The 18,051-nt window shown below is 67.9% G+C and carries 10 protein-coding genes and 3 pseudogenes; 6 read left to right on the forward strand and 7 right to left on the reverse strand.

Annotation, left to right across the window (positions count from 1 at the left end; all coding sequences use genetic code 11):
* Nucleotides 1-41: 41 nt before the first annotated feature.
* Nucleotides 42-5,741, reverse strand: coding sequence for a HEAT repeat domain-containing protein (locus tag OHU34_RS44030; protein WP_331733280.1), 5,700 nt, complete (start codon nucleotides 5,739-5,741; stop codon nucleotides 42-44).
* A gap of 461 nt (nucleotides 5,742-6,202) precedes the next feature.
* Between OHU34_RS44030 and OHU34_RS44035 the strand changes: the two genes are divergently transcribed.
* Nucleotides 6,203-6,535 carry a hypothetical protein gene (locus OHU34_RS44035; protein ID WP_331733282.1) on the forward strand — a complete coding sequence of 111 codons (333 nt, stop codon included), beginning with the start codon at nucleotides 6,203-6,205 and terminating at the stop codon, nucleotides 6,533-6,535.
* 316 nt (nucleotides 6,536-6,851) lie between these two features.
* On the opposite strand, the gene OHU34_RS44040 is transcribed toward OHU34_RS44035, so the two are convergent.
* Both OHU34_RS44040 and OHU34_RS44045 read right to left on the reverse strand, forming a co-directional pair.
* On the reverse strand, nucleotides 6,852-7,850 hold the full coding sequence (locus OHU34_RS44040; RefSeq protein WP_331733285.1) for a hypothetical protein: 999 nt from the start codon (nucleotides 7,848-7,850) through the stop codon (nucleotides 6,852-6,854).
* 778 nt (nucleotides 7,851-8,628) lie between these two features.
* Nucleotides 8,629-9,380: pseudogene (locus OHU34_RS44045) on the reverse strand (transposase family protein).
* Nucleotides 9,381-9,579: 199 nt separating this feature from the next.
* Here OHU34_RS44045 and OHU34_RS44050 point away from each other — a divergent pair.
* Genes OHU34_RS44050 through OHU34_RS44060 form a run of 3 tightly spaced genes read left to right on the forward strand, consistent with a single transcriptional unit; the run spans nucleotide 9,580 to nucleotide 11,046 of the window.
* On the forward strand, nucleotides 9,580-9,990 hold the full coding sequence (locus OHU34_RS44050) for a DUF6313 family protein (RefSeq protein ID WP_331733288.1): 411 nt from the start codon (nucleotides 9,580-9,582) through the stop codon (nucleotides 9,988-9,990).
* Nucleotides 9,987-10,283, forward strand: a complete 297-nt coding sequence (locus OHU34_RS44055) for a DUF6313 family protein (RefSeq protein WP_405772642.1) — start codon at nucleotides 9,987-9,989, stop codon at nucleotides 10,281-10,283. Before OHU34_RS44050 ends, OHU34_RS44055 begins: the two co-directional genes overlap by 4 nt.
* Entirely contained in the window at nucleotides 10,276-11,046 is a 771-nt protein-coding gene (locus tag OHU34_RS44060; RefSeq protein ID WP_331733291.1) for a DUF6082 family protein, read from the forward strand. Before OHU34_RS44055 ends, OHU34_RS44060 begins: the two co-directional genes overlap by 8 nt.
* Nucleotides 11,047-11,398: 352 nt before the next feature.
* Here OHU34_RS44060 and OHU34_RS44065 read toward each other — a convergent pair.
* The 4 genes and pseudogenes from OHU34_RS44065 to OHU34_RS44080 all read right to left on the reverse strand — a co-directional run bounded on the left by OHU34_RS44065 (nucleotide 11,399) and on the right by OHU34_RS44080 (nucleotide 14,492).
* Nucleotides 11,399-12,506: pseudogene (locus tag OHU34_RS44065) on the reverse strand (serine hydrolase domain-containing protein).
* Nucleotides 12,506-13,012, reverse strand: a complete 507-nt coding sequence (locus tag OHU34_RS44070; RefSeq protein ID WP_331733983.1) for a hypothetical protein — start codon at nucleotides 13,010-13,012, stop codon at nucleotides 12,506-12,508. Before OHU34_RS44070 ends, OHU34_RS44065 begins: the two are co-directional and overlap by 1 nt.
* The gene (locus tag OHU34_RS44075; protein ID WP_331733295.1) at nucleotides 12,949-13,791 is read right to left on the reverse strand and encodes a hypothetical protein; all 843 of its coding nucleotides are present in this window, start codon (nucleotides 13,789-13,791) and stop codon (nucleotides 12,949-12,951) included. Before OHU34_RS44075 ends, OHU34_RS44070 begins: the two co-directional genes overlap by 64 nt.
* A 5-nt stretch (nucleotides 13,792-13,796) precedes the next feature.
* On the reverse strand, nucleotides 13,797-14,492 hold the full coding sequence (locus tag OHU34_RS44080; RefSeq protein WP_405772644.1) for a hypothetical protein: 696 nt from the start codon (nucleotides 14,490-14,492) through the stop codon (nucleotides 13,797-13,799).
* A 191-nt stretch (nucleotides 14,493-14,683) separates the two neighbouring features.
* Between OHU34_RS44080 and OHU34_RS44085 the strand changes: the two genes are divergently transcribed.
* Both OHU34_RS44085 and OHU34_RS44090 read left to right on the forward strand, forming a co-directional pair.
* Nucleotides 14,684-16,099, forward strand: coding sequence for a helix-turn-helix transcriptional regulator (locus OHU34_RS44085; protein WP_331733300.1), 1,416 nt, complete (start codon nucleotides 14,684-14,686; stop codon nucleotides 16,097-16,099).
* Nucleotides 16,100-16,190: 91 nt separating this feature from the next.
* A pseudogene (locus tag OHU34_RS44090) lies at nucleotides 16,191-17,623 on the forward strand (NF041680 family putative transposase).
* Nucleotides 17,624-18,051: the final 428 nt, after the last annotated feature.

The raw sequence follows: 18,051 nt of genomic DNA on the forward strand, positions 1-18,051 counted from the left end.
CATGCGCTGTAGATGAGTAGTTGCGGAGCCGCCGACGATAATCAGCGTTCGCGGAGCATGCCGAGCAGTCGGTTCGCGTACGCCCGCACTTCCGATTCGCCGTCCCCAGTGGCGCAGTCAGAGAGCAGTCCGGTGGTCCGACGGTCCGGCCAGTGAAGCGCGATCATGGCGAGGACCCTCCGCCGGATCTCGGGGTCAGGATCGTAGGCGGCACTGCGTTCGGCGACCAGCCGGCCGTCGTCCGCGGCCGTGAGGAGTCGGGACTGGAGCGCGAGCAGCCGCTCGTCCATGCTGCTGCCGAAGGCCGCGAGCGGGCCGCCTGGCGGGAGGGCGCCGATGCACACGTCGAAGGCCGCGTGACGAATCGACGAATCGGAATCACTCTCGGCCCGGACAGCAAGCAGCGGCGCTTCCTCCGCAGCGCCGGGCATCTCCACCAGGGCAGCCAGTGCGAGCCAGCGAGACTCGGCGTCCGGGGCGGAGCACGCCTGTGCACGCAGCCGCGCCACGGCCACTGCGCTGCGGTCGGGCCACCGGTTCACTATGACCACGGCCGCCGCCCAGCGCAGGTCGGCATCCGGGTCCTCGGCAGAATGGGCGGCGAACCGGGCGCACACCTCGTCGTCGTTCCAAAGATCGGCCAGCATCTTCAGGGCCGCCCAGCGGACGTCCCTGTCGGGGTCGTGCTCGGCACGTTCGGTAAGCACGGCACGAAGGTCCGGGTCCGCCGGCCTGTGCACGATCAACAAGGCGAGAGCCTGCCAGCGCATGGTCGGATGCTCATCCCCCGACGCCAGCCGAATCAGCAACTCCCGCCCCTCATCGTCGACGGGCACCTCCTGCACGAGCTTGCTCAGGGCCGCCCAGCGGACGTCCCTGTCGGAGTCGTGCTCGGCACGTTCGGTAAGCACGGCACGAAGGTCCGGGTCCGCCGGCCTGTGCACGATCAACAAGGCGAGAGCCTGCCAGCGCATGGTCGGATGCTCATCCCCCGACGCCAGCCGAATCAGCAACTCCCGCCCCTCATCGTCGACGGGCACCTCCTGCACGAGCTTGCTCAGGGCCGCCCAGCGGACGTCCCTGTCGGAGTCGTGCTCGGCACGTTCGGTAAGCACGGCACGAAGGTCCGGGTCCGCCGGCCTGTGCACGATCAACAAGGCGAGAGCCTGCCAGCGCATGGTCGGATGCTCATCCCCCGACGCCAGCCGAATCAGCAACTCCCGCCCCTCATCGTCGACGGGCACCTCCTGCACGAGCTTGCTCAGGGCCGCCCAGCGGACGTCCCTGTCGGGGTCGTGCTCGGCACGTTCCGCCAGGGTGCGGCCTGCCTGCTCGACTGGCAGCCGCTGGGCCAAGGCAAGCGCCGCCGCCCAGCGGAGGCGGGGAGAGCTGTCGTGAGCCGCTCGGTCGGCCAGCAGTGCCTGAACCCACTCCTCGTCCGGCCGGCGGCGGACCACGGCGCCGACCGCCGCCCAGCGGTTGAATTCCGACGGATCGTTGGCAGCGACCAATGCCAGTACGGACAGTTCCTCGTCCGGAGCGGGGCCGTCTCCGTCCCAGAGACAGAGCAGCGTACGTATGACATTGGAGGCGGAGTCCTCCTGGATGCGGGCGAGGAGGAAGGTTCGCACCTGGTGGTCGTCGGCGTGGTGGTCGATGAGATGAGTGAGGGCCACCAACCTGAGAGCAGGTTCAGTGTCCTCAGCAGCAACGGCAACGAACACGGACGCGGGTACCGGCGGAAAGCCAGCACCCTTTGTCCAGGCTTCAAGGATCGCGCGCCGGACCGCAGGGTCCAGGTCCTCCTGGATGCGGGCGAGGAGGAAGGTTCGCACCTGGTGGTCGTCGGCGTGGTGGTCGATGAGATGAGTGAGGGCCACCAACCTGAGAGCAGGTTCAGTGTCCTCAGCAGCAACGGCAACGAACACGGACGCGGGTACCGGCGGAAAGCCAGCACCCTTTGTCCAGGCTTCAAGGATCGCGCGCCGGACCGCAGGGTCCAGGTCCTCCCGGACCCGCTCGGCGAGGAATGACGCCAGCTCTTCGTCGTTGCCCATCCGTCCTTCGGACAAGTGCGAGACCGCCAGTAGCCGGACATCGGCTTCCGTGTCCCGGCGGCCGAGTGCCAGCAGCGCGTTGCGAACCTCTGGCGCGTCCCCGCACTGGGTGAGCACGGTTGCTGCCGCCCAACGGACGGCTGGTACTGGGTCACCCACGGCGGTCTCGACGAGTACCGCGCGGACGTCTGTGCGTCCCAGGTCTGCCTCGCCAAGCATCAACACCGCGCTCCGGCGTACCGCGCCGTTCTCCTCCCGGCGAATGCACTCAGCCCACCACGCCCAAACCTCATCCTCCTGGGGTCGGTAATCGATGAGCCGTCTCAACGCAGCCGCCCGCATATCGGGGTCGGCGTCGTGCGCTGCCCGCTGGGTCAGTAGGGAGCGAGCCTGTTCCGCGTCGGGCTGCCGGTCCACCAGCGCCGTCAGCGCGTCCAAGCGCAGGTCCAGGCTCTCCTCTCCGACTATGCGTTCAGTCAGCACCGCCCGGACCTCCTCGTGGTCTTTGCACTGGGCGGCCCAGGCTGTCAGCGCAGCACAGCGGACCAGGGGAGCGGGGTCCTCCGTGGCACGCGTGCGCAGGAAGGAGTGGGCGTCGTCGTCCTGCGACCACATCCGTTCCAGGGTTCGTACCGCCGCCAAGCGCAGGTCCGGGTCCTCGTCGCGTACGGCGCGCCTGGACAGTAGCCGCCGTGCCTCGTCCTGGTTCCCGCGGTCCAGCACCAGAGGCAGCACTGTTCCGCGAACGAGGGGGGAAGTGTGCTCTTCGGCCAGATGCGCCAGAACAGGGTGGAGTGTCTCGTCATAGGGTGCTCTCGCCACAAGCGCCTCGGTGGCTGCCTGAGCCGCTTCGGTGTCACTGCCCTCGGTGGCCACAGCGACAAGCAGATCCCGTACATCTGCACGGTCGGGCCAGCGCAGCAATAGGCTCTTGACCACCAGGTGACGGACCTCGCTGTCGGGGTCGCTCGTCGCGCAGTGCCCCAGGCGGGCGCGGACATCGGGGCTGTGAGGCCACTGACCGATCAGCAGATCGACGAGCTTGCGGCGGATTTCGGGACTGGGGTCCGAAGCCGACCGACTGGCCAAGAACTCTCGTGTGTCATCCTGCGATATCCACCTGTCCGCCAAGGCCTTGAGGAAGATCTCGCGATCCGGACCGTAGAACGAACCTGTTGCGAGACGGCGCAGTTCGGCGGGGTCAGGACGCAAGGCGACCGCCAGCTCGGCCGGTTCGGTACTGGCGTCGGCGAACTGTCCACGTAGGTGGTACCAGCGCAGATAGCGATCGCGGCCGATCCAGTAAGGTCCGAAGGTTTGGAAGGCTGTGGCAGCGGCGGGTACCTGCGGCCGGGAATAGCTGTCGTTCTCGTCCAGCAGCACGGTGGGCCCGTCTCGCGGCCCAGAGTCGCCAATGCTCGCATCCAGCAAGGCAGTGACGGCGTCGATGACGGCGATGCTCTGTCTGGCCAGACCACCCACCGCGCCGACCTCTGCCAGGGCCCGAAGGGCGAGGACGACATGGCCCGCGTCCGCGGGGTCCTTCCGGGCTGCGTGGAGCTCAAGGATGCGGTCGACGGCGGCGGCCGCGGCGCGCTCGCCGAGTTCGCCGATCAGCAGCAGGAGCACCTCGTGCCAGGCGGGGTCGGCAGCGTGGGCAGTGACAATTTCCTCGACGTACTGCTTGGGTGTTCGGTCCCAGTCGTCCTTGATGCGCTGAATGATGTCGGTGGCCGCGAGGTATTCCAGGAAGGCACGGTGCACAAACCCGTACACCTCGCCTCCGTAGCGGGACAGGATAAAGTTGCGTTCCCGTAATTGCGCGATCATGGCGCGTGAGCACGTGGCGGCGAGGGGCCGCGGTATCTCGTACCGCGCGCGCAGATGATCGCCGATTAGGCGCTCCAGATCACTACCGTGGATGTGGTTGCCAGCGATCCCGCCTGTCCCCTCCTGCATCGCTCTGGCCAGGAGTTGGAGCAACCGAGTGCGCTCCCGTTCGCCCAGTGCGTCGAGCGTGTTCGCCACGGCCTCGGGGAGCTGGGCCTCCAGGTGCTTCGCCTGCTGGTCCCAGTGGGCGACCAAGACGGTAACGGCGTGCTCGTAGGCTCCGCGGCGGTCGCGCGGCAACACCTTGCGGCGGCCGATGATGGCCAGGATCGTCAGCAGCAGGGGGTTTCCAGCGAGCTCACGGACCGGCCGGGAGTCCGTGACAGCCGCGACCAGCTGCCCGGCCAAGCGGTCGCCGAGATCCGGGTCCTGCCGGCCGGAGGGCGCGTACCAGCGGTGCGCGAAGTCGCTGATTCGGGGCCCGTCGAGATCCTGGAGCATATGGTGGCTGAAGCCGGCCCCGTCGAGAACAGCCCGCTGGTAACCGATCGTCCGGGACGTCACGATGACACGGGCCTCGGGATAGCGGGCGGCGAAGGCGGCGATGCGGTAGTGGGTGTCACGGCGAATGCGCGGGTCGAAGAGTTCGTCCAGCCCGTCAAAGACGACCAGCGCCTGTCCGCAGAGCAGGAGTTGCTGGGTCAGGGACGGCGGAGGGGCCATCCCCCGGTTGACGTGCAAATGTGCGATGAAGTCCTCGAAGGTGCGCTGGCGCCATTCTGCGGCAGCGTACTCCCGCAGTTCCACGAGGAGCGGGACATGACTTGCCAGCGCGGCCAGTGACCCCTCCGGCGGTCCAGGACGGGTCAGTGTTAGCGCCAGGTACCGGGCGAGCGTGGACTTGCCCGCACCAGGGTCGCCCAGAAGCACGGTTCTGCGCGCCTCGTCGCTCGTCAGGACTGTGAGTGCGTCGACCACCGGTTTACGCCGGTAGGAGTCCTTCAGGCGGTCGGCTGCCACTCTCACCGCTGCCCAGAACCTCGTGTACTCGGAAGGCTCTCCTTCCTCCGCCGGGGACTCCCTCTCCTCTGTCGGCTCGAGTTCCTCCGCCAGGTCCCCGGACTCCATGAGGCGGTACACCAGTTCACGGGGGAGCTCGACCGGCCGCGCGTCGGCCTTCAGACCAGGGACCGCAAACACCTCGCGAGCCGTCTCCTCTGGGGGCTCCGTTTCCTCCGCCAGGTCCCCGGACTCCATGAGGCGGTAGACCAGTTCACGGGGGAGCTCGACCGGTGGCGGGTCAGCCCTCAGACCGGGGACCACAAACACCTCGCGCAGGGCGACCGGCGGATGGTCACTCTGGTCGGACAGCGGGGTGAGTACGTCGAGTTCGAGATTCGCGTACGTCTGCCTGACCCGGTGCGCGTAAGCCATCAGGGCGGCGCGGAGGTTCTCGCTCGAGGACGGGGCGAGGTCCCCTCCCAGCGGCCGGTCGACGCCACGATGGGAAGGCGCGGAGTCTTCCGAGCCGTGCAGGCGTTCGTCAGACCGATGTGGCAGGCGCTCCCGTGCTTCCGAGTTCTCCCGCACAGCACCAGACACAGCGACCGCTCGCAGCTTTAGCAGCGGGCCGGGGTCGAGCCCGAGGGCCGCCGCCACGCTGCTCACCGTCTGCGCGGACGGCGCGGGCGCGGACACGGAGAAGGCCCGGCTCACCGAGGTACGCCCGAGCTTCGCCCGCCGCGTAAGAGCCGCCTTGGTCATCCGCTTGGCGACCAAGGCGGCCTGCAGACGTGCACGTAACTCCGCGAGCGCGGCTACAGGGTTGGACGGCTCGCCGCTCACCATACGCATACCCCCGGTATCCCTACGCGTTCACCTTCTACCGCTTTATACCGCCGCGAACCTCTGTGAACGGTTTTTCCGCCACCTTCGGTGCCACACACCCCTCGTGGACCGAAGGAGTCACGACATGTCCGTTCAGTTCCGTGGTGTTCTCGTGCGCACTCGCGGTGCTGACCGCCGCACTGCTGGCCATGGCCGCAGGCTGCCTGACGCGCCGCTACGGACCCACCCGCCCGGCCGCGGCGGTCCGTGCGGGTTCGCGCGGGCAGGAAGTTGCAGCTCACAGGCCTCGAATACGCCCGGACGACTGACGAGAATGCTGCCCGTCCAGCAGGGGTTGCGCGGCTAACCGCCGCCCCCGCCACCCTGCCTGCCACACCAGCTGCCGTATCCGGTGCTGTCCCCCGCCCCCGCCACCACAAGCAGTGGCACACCCACGCCCTGCTCACCGCACCCGCCAGGAGCCGACCATGAACGCCCCGACACTGCCCAGCCTTCTCTTCGGCCTCGCCGCCGGAAGTACGGCCCTCACGGGCGCCCCGTGGTGGATCGCGATCCCGCTCCTGCTCCCCGCCTTCCCTGCCCTGGCTTCGGGCATCGCCACCCTCGCCACCGCCTACTCCGACAACCGTGCCGCCGCCATGCGGCTGCGGCACGAAGACCGCTTCCTCGAGGACCCCGACCGCCACCAGGCAGGCCTGGACCACATCACCCGCATGCGCCAGACCATCGCCCTCCCGCCACCCCCGGACCCCGCGGCACCCCCACAGCAGCCCGCCGAACCACCAGTCCCTCCCCCGTGACGTCCTCCCTGATGGAGACGGCAGGCGGGTACACCGTGTTCGATGACCTTCCGGAGGACCTGCCCCACCTCGAGACACTGCGGGTGTGGCACACCCTGTGGCTAACCCCGCATCGATGCGAAAATTGCCGCCGTACAGCAGCGGAGGGCAGAAACCGAGCACGGCCGGCGCCGCCGCCGCCCCGCGCCCCCGGACTTGACGTTCGAGCTCGGCATCAGCGCCGGACGCCCGCCGATCCAGCCGCGGTCCTGGAACCGGCGGGCGAGGTCGTTCCACCTGTCCTGCAGCGCGCGTAGCGCAGTTGTGAAGGCCTAGGTCAGCACCAACGGGTGCGGGGGCAGTTCCAGCCGTCTCCATCACCCCCGCCGCCTCCGCCGGACGAGTTTCCGGAGCTGTCCGGGAAACCGTTGGGGAACGTGCTGTTGCGACTGCGGTCGCCGGGGAACGGATCGCGGTAGTCGGGGTCGCCGTCGTCGTCTCGATCGGGCAGGTCCGCCCTGTCTTCCGTGCTTTCGCCGGGCTCCGGGCAGCCGTTGTCCGGGTGCGTCAGCTCAAGGGTCACCCACGTGTCGATGGTGACATCTGCGCCCTCGACCGGGTCAGTCGCGCATACCCGCCAGTTGTCGTGCTTTCCTTCGTCGGGCAGCGTGTCGTTGAGGTAGGCCGTGTCGGCCCGTACATGATCCGCGGGGACGACGCCGAGTGCTACGACTTCCTTTCGTGCCGTCTTCCAGGTCTTCCAGGTCAGCTCCGGCATGCTCGGCCATGGGATGGCACCGCCGTCCGTGCCGGGGCATGGAGCGCCGGTCTGCACGGCTCCGAAGTCGATCGTTTTCGTCTCTGACCTGGTCCAGCCGGTCTTCTGGAAGCAGACGGTCCAGTTGGATCGCATCCAGATGCTCTTGTCCTCGTCGGACGCATTGTGGTCACTCGCGCCGAACCCTGCGGCTTCGGCCTTGTCACGAGCCTCGTCCAGGCGCATGCCGCGGTAGTCCGCGGCTTCCGGCCGCAGCTTGAGGGTCGGTGACGGGTTGTCTTGAGGGGCGGAGGGCGATGGCGAGGTCAGCGTGCGGTCCACCGCGCCCTTGGCGTCTTTTTGGGCCACGGCGGCGCCTTCCTCGGGCGGGTCGGGGAGTACCGCACCGAGCAGCGCCAGGGCCGCGATGGTGGCAGCCACTTTCGCGCCTTTCTGCCAGAGGCTGTCCTTCCACACCAGGACGATCGCTGCGATCATCGCCAGGAAACCCAGGTACTGGTTGACCAGACCGAACAAGGGGACGGCGAGTACGAAGCCGATGCGGGCCGGCGTGGTCAACCACCAGCGGGTGGCGGGGGACGGAGGTGACGGGAAAGCGGGCGGGTGGTTCAAGGGTGAGGTCTTCTCTGGATGCGGAGCAGGTGATTGACGGGCCTGCAGAAGCCGTTCACCGGACATCTGCCGAGCATGCGGCATCGTACAGACCACGAGATATACCTACACGTCGGGCGGAGGCCGTCCTGCTCCGTCAAGCGGCCCGCAAACAGTGATCAATCCGCCGATCGGCAGCGGCAGATGGACCCGTTCAGAAAGGGGACTGGGAGCAGACGCCGGGCGGAGGGACAGTGTCTCGGCACTGCCAGGGAGCCGCATACTCAACAGGTGCCGACCACCACAACGGGGGCACGGGTGGCGTCGGCGAGCAGCAGGCGCAGTCCGGCGACGATCGGTTCACCGTGTACGTCGTGCAGAGAGTAGGTGGGCATCGTCCTTGCCTGCCTCGATGGGGGCGTAGCGCCGCCGTTGCAGCTCGTCGCGTTCAGTGTCCGGGATCGTCATCGACTCGGCGAGCACGGCGGCAAGCGCGTCTACTTGAGCGTTGTCGATGTCGGCGTGGAAGAGCCAGCGGATGTTTGCTCCAGTCGGAGACCGGCTTGCCGCGGGGAGAAGGTAGTCCGGTGGCGAGGAGGCACGAGACGAACGGGTCGTCACGCAAGGCTTGGGCAGCGGTAAGGGCGCCGACCTCCGCGACGAGCAAACGCGCTTGGCCCGTCTGGCCGGATTCGCCGCTCTGGCTGGCCGCCGCAGGATCTACTGCTCCGATGAATGAGCTTCTTCAGCGTTGCCGCTCCAGGGTGAGGACGGCTTTGGCGATTGACGTCATGCGGTTTGGGCTGCATCGGGATCTGCGGAAGATCCGCCAGGACTTCAGGCGCGCGACGCCGCGCTCGACCGGTGCCCGTGTTGCGGCCAGAGCCCGGTTGACGGTCTTCTCGGTGAGGCTGAGTTCCTGCAAGGGCCTGCGTTTGATGCCGGTGCTCGCCCAGGGGCCGCCGCCCTGGTAGGCGAGGTCGGCCAGGATGGGGACGCCCTGGCGCTCACAGATACGGATCATCCGGTGGGTGCGGGCAGCGGTCAGGTCGTGAGCCCGGCCCGGCAATGCCGGTGAGAGCCACAGCGGCTGGCCGCCCGGATCGGTGACCACCTGCACGTTCACCCCATGCCGGCGGTGCTTGTGGGAGTAGTCGGCCCGCCCGTCGCCCACCCGGTCGCACTCGGTGAGAGTGCCGTCCAGCAGGACGAAGTCCGCATCGGCCTCGCGCAGGACCTTCAGCAGACCCGGCGCACGGTCGGCGAGCAGATGGATGACCGCGCCGATGTAGGTGTGGGCGGTGGACTCGCTGATCCCGAACCCGGCAGCGATCTTCGCCAGGGTCGTGTGTTCGCGCAGGTACACCAGTGCCACCATCGCGCGCTGGGACGGGCGGAGCTTGCCGCGCGCCGGTCACCCTCACGGGTGACGATGAGCATGGTGACCCACTCCACGAGCGCATGGGGCAGGTCGAGTGCGGCAGGATAGATGACCAACGAGGCCCCCGAGCAGCGTGGTTGAGACGTCAGACATCTCGATCAACAGCTCGGGGGCCTCGTTCGTTGCACTTCATGGACCGTCACCTGATCGGTGGCCAACTCGAAGAAGCTCAATGCGCGCGGGCAAGATCGCTGACCGTCTGAAGGGAAACTACGCGCTGCTGACGAATCGCAGCTGCGCCGCTACGGTGCGGTCATGGCCTCGTCTCCGCCCGACGTGCCGGGTGACACCGTCTGGGAAGACGCACGAAATCTTGTCAGGTCTATCGCGTTTCTCAACAGAGCGCATCACTGGCTGGTGACGCGGGCCTCGGTCTGGTTTGCGGGGTTCGTTGTGCTGTACGTGCTGGGAGGCATGCTGCTGGGGTGGTCCATCGCTTACGAGCTTTTGGTGGGATTGACCGCGCCGGCTGAGTGCCGACATCCTTGGTACGGATATGCGCTCTCCCTCGCGGGCTGGCTTCTGGTGCCCAGCGTGACAGGCGCGGCGGCGGGGTATCTCGTCACTCGGCAGATAGAGCGCCGACGTTCGATTGCCCTTGACGAGCTCTTGGAGCGGATGCGAACCCAATCGGGAGGGCCACCGTCAACCGGGGGGAGTGGATGAGATCGCTTGATGAGTTGGCTGCTGAGGGCGGTGAGGGACTGGAGTTTGTTACGGAGTTCGTCAACAATCCACACAGTGGGAATGTCCGTGTGGCGAAAGACCACTGGACACGTACGGTGCAACACATAGCTGATCATGCACAGGAGATGGAATCATTGGAACCCGAGCAAGCGGAGCGCCGTGCGGAGAATATCGCGCGTATGCTCGCCCATAGTCTGGCTCGGGTACACAAATGCTGGGCTTGCGGCGTCTACGGCCCCTCAACATCCTGGTGGCGATCGCGACATGACTGAGAAGGCAGGCGCAGAGCAGGTCGTACGACGCATGCTCACAGAGATGTTCAGCGACGCCGGACCCGAGACTGTGGAGGCGGCCGCCGAACACATTGCGCGCGTGGGGCTTGCGCATGCTCCGACCGCCGCGGACGTGGATGAGTTTGTCCGCTCTCACGCCCTGCTATTAAACGCATCCAATACGCCTCAGCACCAGACCAGTTCAAATACCTCCGAACGCCGGAGGACGGACGGACCAACGTCCTCGCAGCAGAAGTCGAGCGTCGGGATCCTCGACCGAGGCCGGAAGTTCCTCACGGCACGGTTGCGACGGGCCGCGCACCGGTCTCTTCCTCAAGCAAGAAAACAGGCTGATCAGCGACGTACGGCACTGGAGGCGAGCCATCGCCTGCATTTTGAGCTGCTGATGAAGGCACTTGACGATCCAACCCTCTCTGAAGTCCTTGATATCTACGATACGCAAGTGTCGGAAGATCGGCGTCGGCAGTTCCTGTTCAGCAACGCCTTGCACGCGAACTTCATCTTTTCTTATCGTGCAGGTTTGCTCAACTGGGAGGAATTGCACGGATACGCCAGAACTCTGCTACGCAATAGCATCTTCAGGAAGTACTGGGAGGCCACCCGGCATTATCGGGCCAGCCTTCCGGCCGAATCTGAGGAGGCACGTATCAACCAGATGATCGACCAACTGGCTCAGGATCTTGACGAATCAGATGCAGAAGAATGGTGGATTGTCGGTTCTCCGTTCAGAGATGAGGGCTGAGCTGGGTTGTCCTGTCTGCTCATTCGGTTCAACCCTCCCCCGAAGTTGCGGACATCGCGCCAGGGCTGCGCTGTCACTCGGGCGAAAGCGATCTGCACTCCCCATGGGAGCGGGAGGGCACCGGAGAGAGGGCCGACACGGTGCACTCGCTTCCTGGTGTGACCTTTCTTCACTAGCGTCGTTGCGTACGTGGGCGCGTACCTCTCCCCCTGGACGCGTGCGGCAGACGAGGGGCCCGAAACCTGCCCAGTCCGGGCCCCTCTGGGAGTCGTAGCCGGCATTACAGAACACCTCTGGGGTCCCACGCTCAGGCCTGGGGGGACCTCGCCGGCTCGGTGGCCGAGCAATCGATCTACGGCAGCGGCGCTGCACTGCCGGGCTTACGCACCGTGCGGACCTGTCGGCGGCCTGCTTCGCTTCCTTGGTCAGGTGGCGGAGGTCGTCTTGAGTGCGAGGGCGCGCAGTGGAGCGATCCGGGTGCGGGCGTTGCCGTGGTACACGGCGTTCGTGCAGATCGCCAGGTAGCGGCCGGTGTGGGGGCGAGGTAGAGGCTGGTCCCGGTGAACCCGTGGTGGTAGGCGACGCGTCCACCGGCGGCGAGGATCCAGGACAGGCCGCGGTCCAGGCCGGGTTCGATGGCGATCTGGGGAACGAGACTGGCTCGCATCCACTCGCCCAGGTCGGCGTCGGTCTCGTCTGCACACGCGGTCAGCAGCCGCTGGGCGTACTGGGCGAGGCTGTGCGGGGTGGCGAAGACGCCGGCATGGCCGGCGACGCCGCCGAGCAGGGCGGCGTTGTCGTCGTGCGCGGCGCCCCTGATGCGCGGGGCGCCGGGGATGCGCCGCTCGGTCGGGGCGACCCGGCTGGAGCGATTCAGGGGCCCGTACATCACTTCGGGCATGCCGAGGCTCTTCCACATGGCTGCGGCCAGCTGGTCGAGGGGCTGGTCGTTGATGTGCGCGAGCGCCAAGCCCAGCAGGATGTACCCGCAGTTGATGTAGGTGGGTGCCGGGGGCGTCGTCCAGCGGTTCGCGACACATCAGTTCGTGCAGGGGCAACTCGGCGCCGCGGTAGTGGTCCAGGCGGGTGGAGGCGCGAAGTCCCGAGGTGTGCGCCAGGAGCTGGCGCACGGTCGCCTCGGCGGTGGGCGTCTCGCCGTTCATCGCGGGCAGGAAGTCGCGGACGGGCTCGTCCAGGTCGAGCAGGCCGTCATGATGGGCGCGGCCGACCAGGGGCCAGGTCGCGACGACCTTGGTCAGCGAGGCGATGTCGTACGCCGTGTGCCGGGTGGGTGCCTCGTCGCCGCACTCCGGGGCGACGACACCGGCGCTGAGAAATTCCGGGGTGCCGTCCGCGGTGCCGTAGACGATCACGCCGCCGGGGGTGGCGCCGTCGGCGACGACGGACTCGAGGGTCTCCTTGAGGCGGGCGGCGTCAGCGGCGGTGAACGGGACGGGCATCAGGGGCCTCCGGGGATGATGGTGGTGTCGGCTCCCAGCGTGGCGAGGTTGGACAGCAGGTGTCCGTAGTCGCGCCGGAGGTGGTACATGCCCCGGGTCGTAGAGGGGCCCTCGGCAGCGAGGGCGGCGATCAACAGGGCGGTGACCGCACGGATGTCTGACGCTTCCACTTCTGCGCCACTTAGTCGGAGGGGCCCGCGGATGCGGTTCACCGAGCCGGTGGTGGTGATGTCGGCGCCGAAGGCGCGCAAGCCCTCAACGTGGGTGTCGCGGCGGGGGTAAACGCGCTCGCCAACCAGCGAGGTGCCGTCTGCCTGGGTGAGCATGGCGGCGAGCTGTGGTGCGGTATCGGTGGGATGGCCTGGGTGGGGGCCTGTCTCGGCTCTGACGGCCCTCAACGGTCCCTTCAGTTGGCTGTGCACGCCGCCGTCCGTCGCGTCGCTCAGACAGATCCCGGCCGCGGTGAGGACATGGACGAGGTCGCTGCGGAAGCCGGCGGCGGTGATGTTGTCGAGGTGCTACCGCCAGCCGCAGCGATGGTCATGACCATGGTGGCCGCCTCGATCCGGTCCCCGGCCACCGCGAACTCGCCCCCAGCGATCCAGTCGCTGCCGACCACGTGCAGGCCCTGGTCGTCGAAGTGGATGAGGACGCCGCGCTCGGCGAGGAAGCGCGCAGTCTCGGTGACTTCCGGCTCGATGGAAGGGTGGGTGATCAGGCTCGTGCCGGTGGCCCGGGCGGCCAGCAGCATCGCTGTGACGGTAGCGCCCAGGCTCGGCCCGTAGGGTGTGTCCACGTCGACGGTGAAAGCCTTCACCCCTCGCGGCCCGCACACCGCGCGCAGGCCGGTGCCGCTCGCGATGACTTCGGCGCCCGCCGCGTGCATGGCGGCAAGGTGCCGGTCGATGAGGCGAGGGCAGAAGGCGTCGCCTCCGGGATAGGGGAAGGCGACCTGGCCGGTGCGGGCGAGCACGGCGGCGGCCAGCACCACTGTCGTCCTCACCTGGCGCCCGAGTTCGGGATGGATGACCGGGCGCACCGTCTGGGCCGGGGAGCTCGTGAACCGGGTGTCGATCACGTCGGCGTGGGCTCCGGTGTGCCGCAGGATTCGCGCGCAGACCCCGGTGTCGGTGATCTCCGGGGCCGCGGTGAGGACGACGGGGGCGTCGGCCAGGAGCGTGGCCGCGTACAGGTGCAGAGCGATGTTCTTGCTGCCCTGCACGGGGATCCGGCCGGACAGCGGACGTCCGCCGGTGACGTGGACGACGGTGGGGGTGGTGGTCATGGCCGTCACCGGATCCGGGAGCCGGAGGGCAGGAAGCCGCCGATGTGGTCGCGAGGGTAGATGACGGTGCGGGGGCCGATCAGAGTTCCCGGGGAGAGCACGGTGCCCGCTGGCAAAGCGACCTCGTCGCCGATGACGGCGCCGAACTTGGTCTGCCCTGTGGTGATCCGCTGCCCGTCGAGGTTGACGGTGATTTCCTCGATGGCCGGTTCGGCGACGGGGCCCCGGTCGCAACGCAGTCCGGTGGTGGAGCAGAAGGAGCCGATGTTGACACCTCGTCCGATCACCGAGTCGCCGATGAAGCCGGGGTGCTTCATGAAGACGTGCGCGGCCAGCAGGCTGCGGGTGATCTCGGCACCGAATCCGATCCGGCAGCCGGGCCCGATCACGCTGTGGTCGCGTACGAGTGCTCCGGCCGAAATGACGGAGCCAGTGCAGACCAGGACCGGCCCGATGATCTGGGCGCCGGCCTCGATCCGGGCCCCGGCCTGGACGATGACCTCGCCCTTGAGCTTGGCGCCGTCCTCAATGACGCCGTGCCCGGAGCGCAGGCGCGTGATCTCGCGGTCGAGGTCGGCAGTCATCGCCTCCTTGAGGTCGAACACGCTGGGGCACCGCTCCAGCAGGGCGGTGACGTACGAGCCGAGACCCTCGGTCCCGAAGTAGTAGGCGGACATCAGACGGGTGTCTACGGCTGGCATCGTGGACGGGGCAGCGTTCGCGGAGTGCATCGGAGCCTCCCGGAGTTGGGGCTGCCCGTGGCTGCGGGCCGCCTGCCCCCGAAGGTCGCCGCTGCCAGCCCTTCGGCGGGAGGGGCGCTGTCCTGGCCCGCAAAGCCGTTTGCATCTCATGCAAACCGTCTGTTGGCCGTGCAGTCCCAGGACTACGGTTGATGCGGCGCAACCTCGGCTACCGGCGGGAACGAGGTACGGATGCGGTCAACACGGCACAAGCGACGACTCTCGGGGCCGACGTGAAACCCGGGGAGCTGATACGGCAGACCCGGCAGGCCAAGGGCCAAACGCTCGCCGGACTCGGCAAGCAGACCGGCTACTCCGCGGCCCAGGTCTCCCGGTATGAGCGGGGCATCTCGCCGATGACGGACGTCGACGTACTGCGCTGCTTCGCCGACGCGCTGGAGCTGCCGCACCAGGCATTCGGTCTGGCGCCGCCCGCGCCCCGGCCGGAAGTTCGACACGGTCAGCCGATCGGCGCAACCAGCGCCTTCCCCCGCCTGCCCACCTCTAGGGTGGGCAGATCCGGCAGGGAGGACGGTGAAGAGCAGGTGCGACGAAGGAAGTTGCTTACGGTCCTGGCAGCCACGGCCGCCTCAGCGGCCGGCACCCCGCTCCTCGGGAGCAAAACCGCACAGGCCGATGAGGCCCCGCCCGGTGAGCTGCTGGTAGCCCGCCTGAGGGACGCGATGCTCGGCCTGGGCCCGGACCCCGCGAACCCTCCGACAGAGAAGCTCTCCGCCGACTTCACCGGCGCTCTCGCCGACTTCGACGCCTGCCGGTACGCCTCTCTCGCCGTTCGCCTGCCGCGCCTGATCCGCGCCGGCCACGCACTGACCGCCAACGGCGACGGCACCGCCCAGTACGCCCTTCTCGCCAAGAGCTACCTGCTGGCCACCCGCATGCTCGTGAAGATGGACGAGCAGCAGCTCGGCTGGATGGCGGCCGACCGCGCACGGCAGCTCGGCGAGGCCGCACAAGACGTCCTCGCCATCGCCGAATCCGCCCGCCAGCTGGCCGTTTTGGCCAGGAAAGCAGGGTGGCACTCCGAGGCACTGTCGATCGCACTGTCCGCCGCCGACCACCCAGATCTGCGCCGCGCCGGACGGCCCGGCGCCGCAGTACGCGGCCTTCTCGTGCAGAGCGCCAGCTACACCCTCGCACGCAGGGGCGCCCGGGACGGGATGCGGGAGCTGACCGACGAAGCCGCAGCCATCGCCAGGGAACTCGGCGGCGTCACCCTCCTGCGCGACCACGGCGGCGGCTTCAGCTCCCTCACCGTGACACTTCACAAAATCAGCGCCGAGAACCACGCCGGGGACCCCCTGGCCGCGCTCGCCGCAGCCCACTCAATCTCCCTCAAGGCCCTCCCCAGCATCGAGCGCCGCTCCCGTGCCCTGAGCGACATCGCCGTCACCTACGACCGTCTTGGCCGCCGCACCGACTGTGTCCGCACCCTCCTGGCCGCCGAACAGTGCGCCCCCAAGAAACGCACGCCCGCCCAGCGACCAAATTACTTGTCTCTAAGCTTGGCGTTTAACGTCCGTGGTCGAACATGGCCTCGAACTTGCTGACGCTTTTGACCGAGCGCCTGACGTGAGAGCGGCCTTCGTCTGATCCTGTGCTCCGTCACAGAGGCACTTGACCAGCACGAAGGCCGTAGCAATGAGTCTGCTGCAGCGGGATGTCCCGCGGGATGCGTTTGCCGAACTGTCATGCTTTCGGACGGAGTTATATGCCTGCCTGACCCGCAGACCCGACGCATTGTTCGAGCTGAGCGACGCCCTGCTGTGTGCGGACGGCCCGGTGAGGACGTTGGTCGAGTTGTCCCTCGCACCTGAGCATCAGCGTGGGCATGGTGCACTGTATGGCGGGTTGAACTGTGGGCATCTGGACGTGTCTCGGCTGCGCATGGCGCTGGCCGAGCTGCCGCTTCCCCGGACGGCGGAAGGGCGGCTGGTGCTGGCGGTCGATGTGAGCAACTGGCTGCCGCCGGATGCGAATACCAGCCCGTACCGGCTGTTCTGCCACACGTATGGCCGGGGCAGGGGCTCGGCACAGATGATCCCTGGGTGGCCCTATTCCTTCGTCGCCGCTCTGGAGCCGGGGCGGACGTCGTGGACTGCCATGCTGGACGTGGTCCGGCTGTGTCCGTGGGACGACGCGGTCGCGGTCACCGCAACCCAGCTCCGGGAGGTGTTCCAGCGGCTATATGTGGCAGGTCAGTGGCAGATCGGCGATCCGTCTGTTCTGGTCGTCGTCGATGCCGGCTATGACGTGACTCGCCTGGCCTTTTTGCTCGCGGACCTGCCCCTTGAGCTGCTGGGCCGGATGCGTTCGGACCGAGTCCTGTACTTCCCGCCCCCACCGCAGCCGTCGGGGAAACGGGGGCGTAAGCCCAAGCGCGGTGCGCAGTTCGCGTTCGAGGCTGCGGCAACTCAGCCCGCCCCTTCCGTCACCACGGTGACTGACACCACCCACTACGGGAAGGCCGTCGCCACTGCCTGGGACCGCCTGCACCCGCTGCTGGTGCGGCGCTCGCCGACCACCCCGAAGGAGAGCTGCCGGTCATCGAAGGCACCGTCATCCGTCTGCAGGTCGACCACCTTCGAGGGGACCGGAACCCCAAGCCTGTCTGGCTGTGGTGGTCGTCCACCGCCGCCACTGCTGGGGATGTGGACCGGCTCTGGCAGGCATTCCTGCGAAGATTCGATCTGGAGCACACCTTCAGGATGTTCAAGCAAACACTCGGGTGGACCACTCCCAGGCTCCGGGAGCCAGCCGCCGCTGATCGCTGGACCTGGCTCGTCATCGCAGCCCACACACAACTCCGCCTTGCACGGCCCCTCGCAGAAGACCTCCGCAAGCCCTGGGAGCGTCCCGCACGCCAGGGGCGCCTCACACCCGCACGTGTCCGCCGAGGATTTCGCCGCCTCCACGGGAAAACCCCTCAGCCGGCCAGCGCACCGAAACTCAGCACCGCTGGCCCCGGCCGGCCAACCGGCATGAAGAACAAGCACCGTGCATGTGAGCACCCCGTCGGGAAACAGGACAAACCAAACCTCATGGCAGCCACCACAGTCACTGGAGCTGCATAGACGCCAAGCTTAGCCAGCGTTCTGCGCCGGTAACCTCCTGCACCCTCGCCCTCGACAGCTTCGCCGACATCGACGGGACGGCGACGCGCTCTCGTGCCCCTTTCGGAATTCGGTCGTCAGCGGGCAGGTGGTCATGGCGTGCGTCCTTCCAGCAAGTGGCTCGATGCAGTGGCGCAGGTGGGGCAGCGGCCATCGCCCTCCGGGTGGGCTCGCCGAGGCGTCGTCCCGGGGCAGGTTCGGCACGGCGGCCAGCCAGGCAGGCCGGGCAGGAACCTTCGCAGGGAGCGGTTGCAGGAGCGCCGCAGCCGGCGCATTCGACGAGCGCCCGGTAGGTCAAGGCCTCGGTCACCGTGTATGCGGCAGACGCCGCAGGGACTGCTCGGGCTACGGCCTTGCCCGCGACGCGCCCTCGATGGCGTCGCCGCTGC

The organism is Streptomyces sp. NBC_00080 (genome assembly GCF_045041255.1).
GTDB classification, from domain to species: Bacteria; Actinomycetota; Actinomycetes; order Streptomycetales; family Streptomycetaceae; genus Streptomyces; species Streptomyces coriariae.

Bases quoted from the DNA above. Each gene is read 5' to 3' on its own strand.
- OHU34_RS44030 (WP_331733280.1), bottom strand. From the start codon at position 5,741: ATGCGTATGGTGAGCGGCGAGCCGTCCAACCCTGTAGCCGCGCTCGCG.
- OHU34_RS44035 (WP_331733282.1), top strand. From the start codon at position 6,203: ATGAACGCCCCGACACTGCCCAGCCTTCTCTTCGGCCTCGCCGCCGGA.
- OHU34_RS44050 (WP_331733288.1), top strand. From the start codon at position 9,580: ATGGCCTCGTCTCCGCCCGACGTGCCGGGTGACACCGTCTGGGAAGAC.
- OHU34_RS44055 (WP_405772642.1), top strand. From the start codon at position 9,987: ATGAGATCGCTTGATGAGTTGGCTGCTGAGGGCGGTGAGGGACTGGAG.
- OHU34_RS44060 (WP_331733291.1), top strand. From the start codon at position 10,276: ATGACTGAGAAGGCAGGCGCAGAGCAGGTCGTACGACGCATGCTCACA.
- OHU34_RS44075 (WP_331733295.1), bottom strand. From the start codon at position 13,791: ATGACCACCACCCCCACCGTCGTCCACGTCACCGGCGGACGTCCGCTG.
- OHU34_RS44080 (WP_405772644.1), bottom strand. From the start codon at position 14,492: ATGCCAGCCGTAGACACCCGTCTGATGTCCGCCTACTACTTCGGGACC.
- OHU34_RS44085 (WP_331733300.1), top strand. From the start codon at position 14,684: ATGCGGCGCAACCTCGGCTACCGGCGGGAACGAGGTACGGATGCGGTC.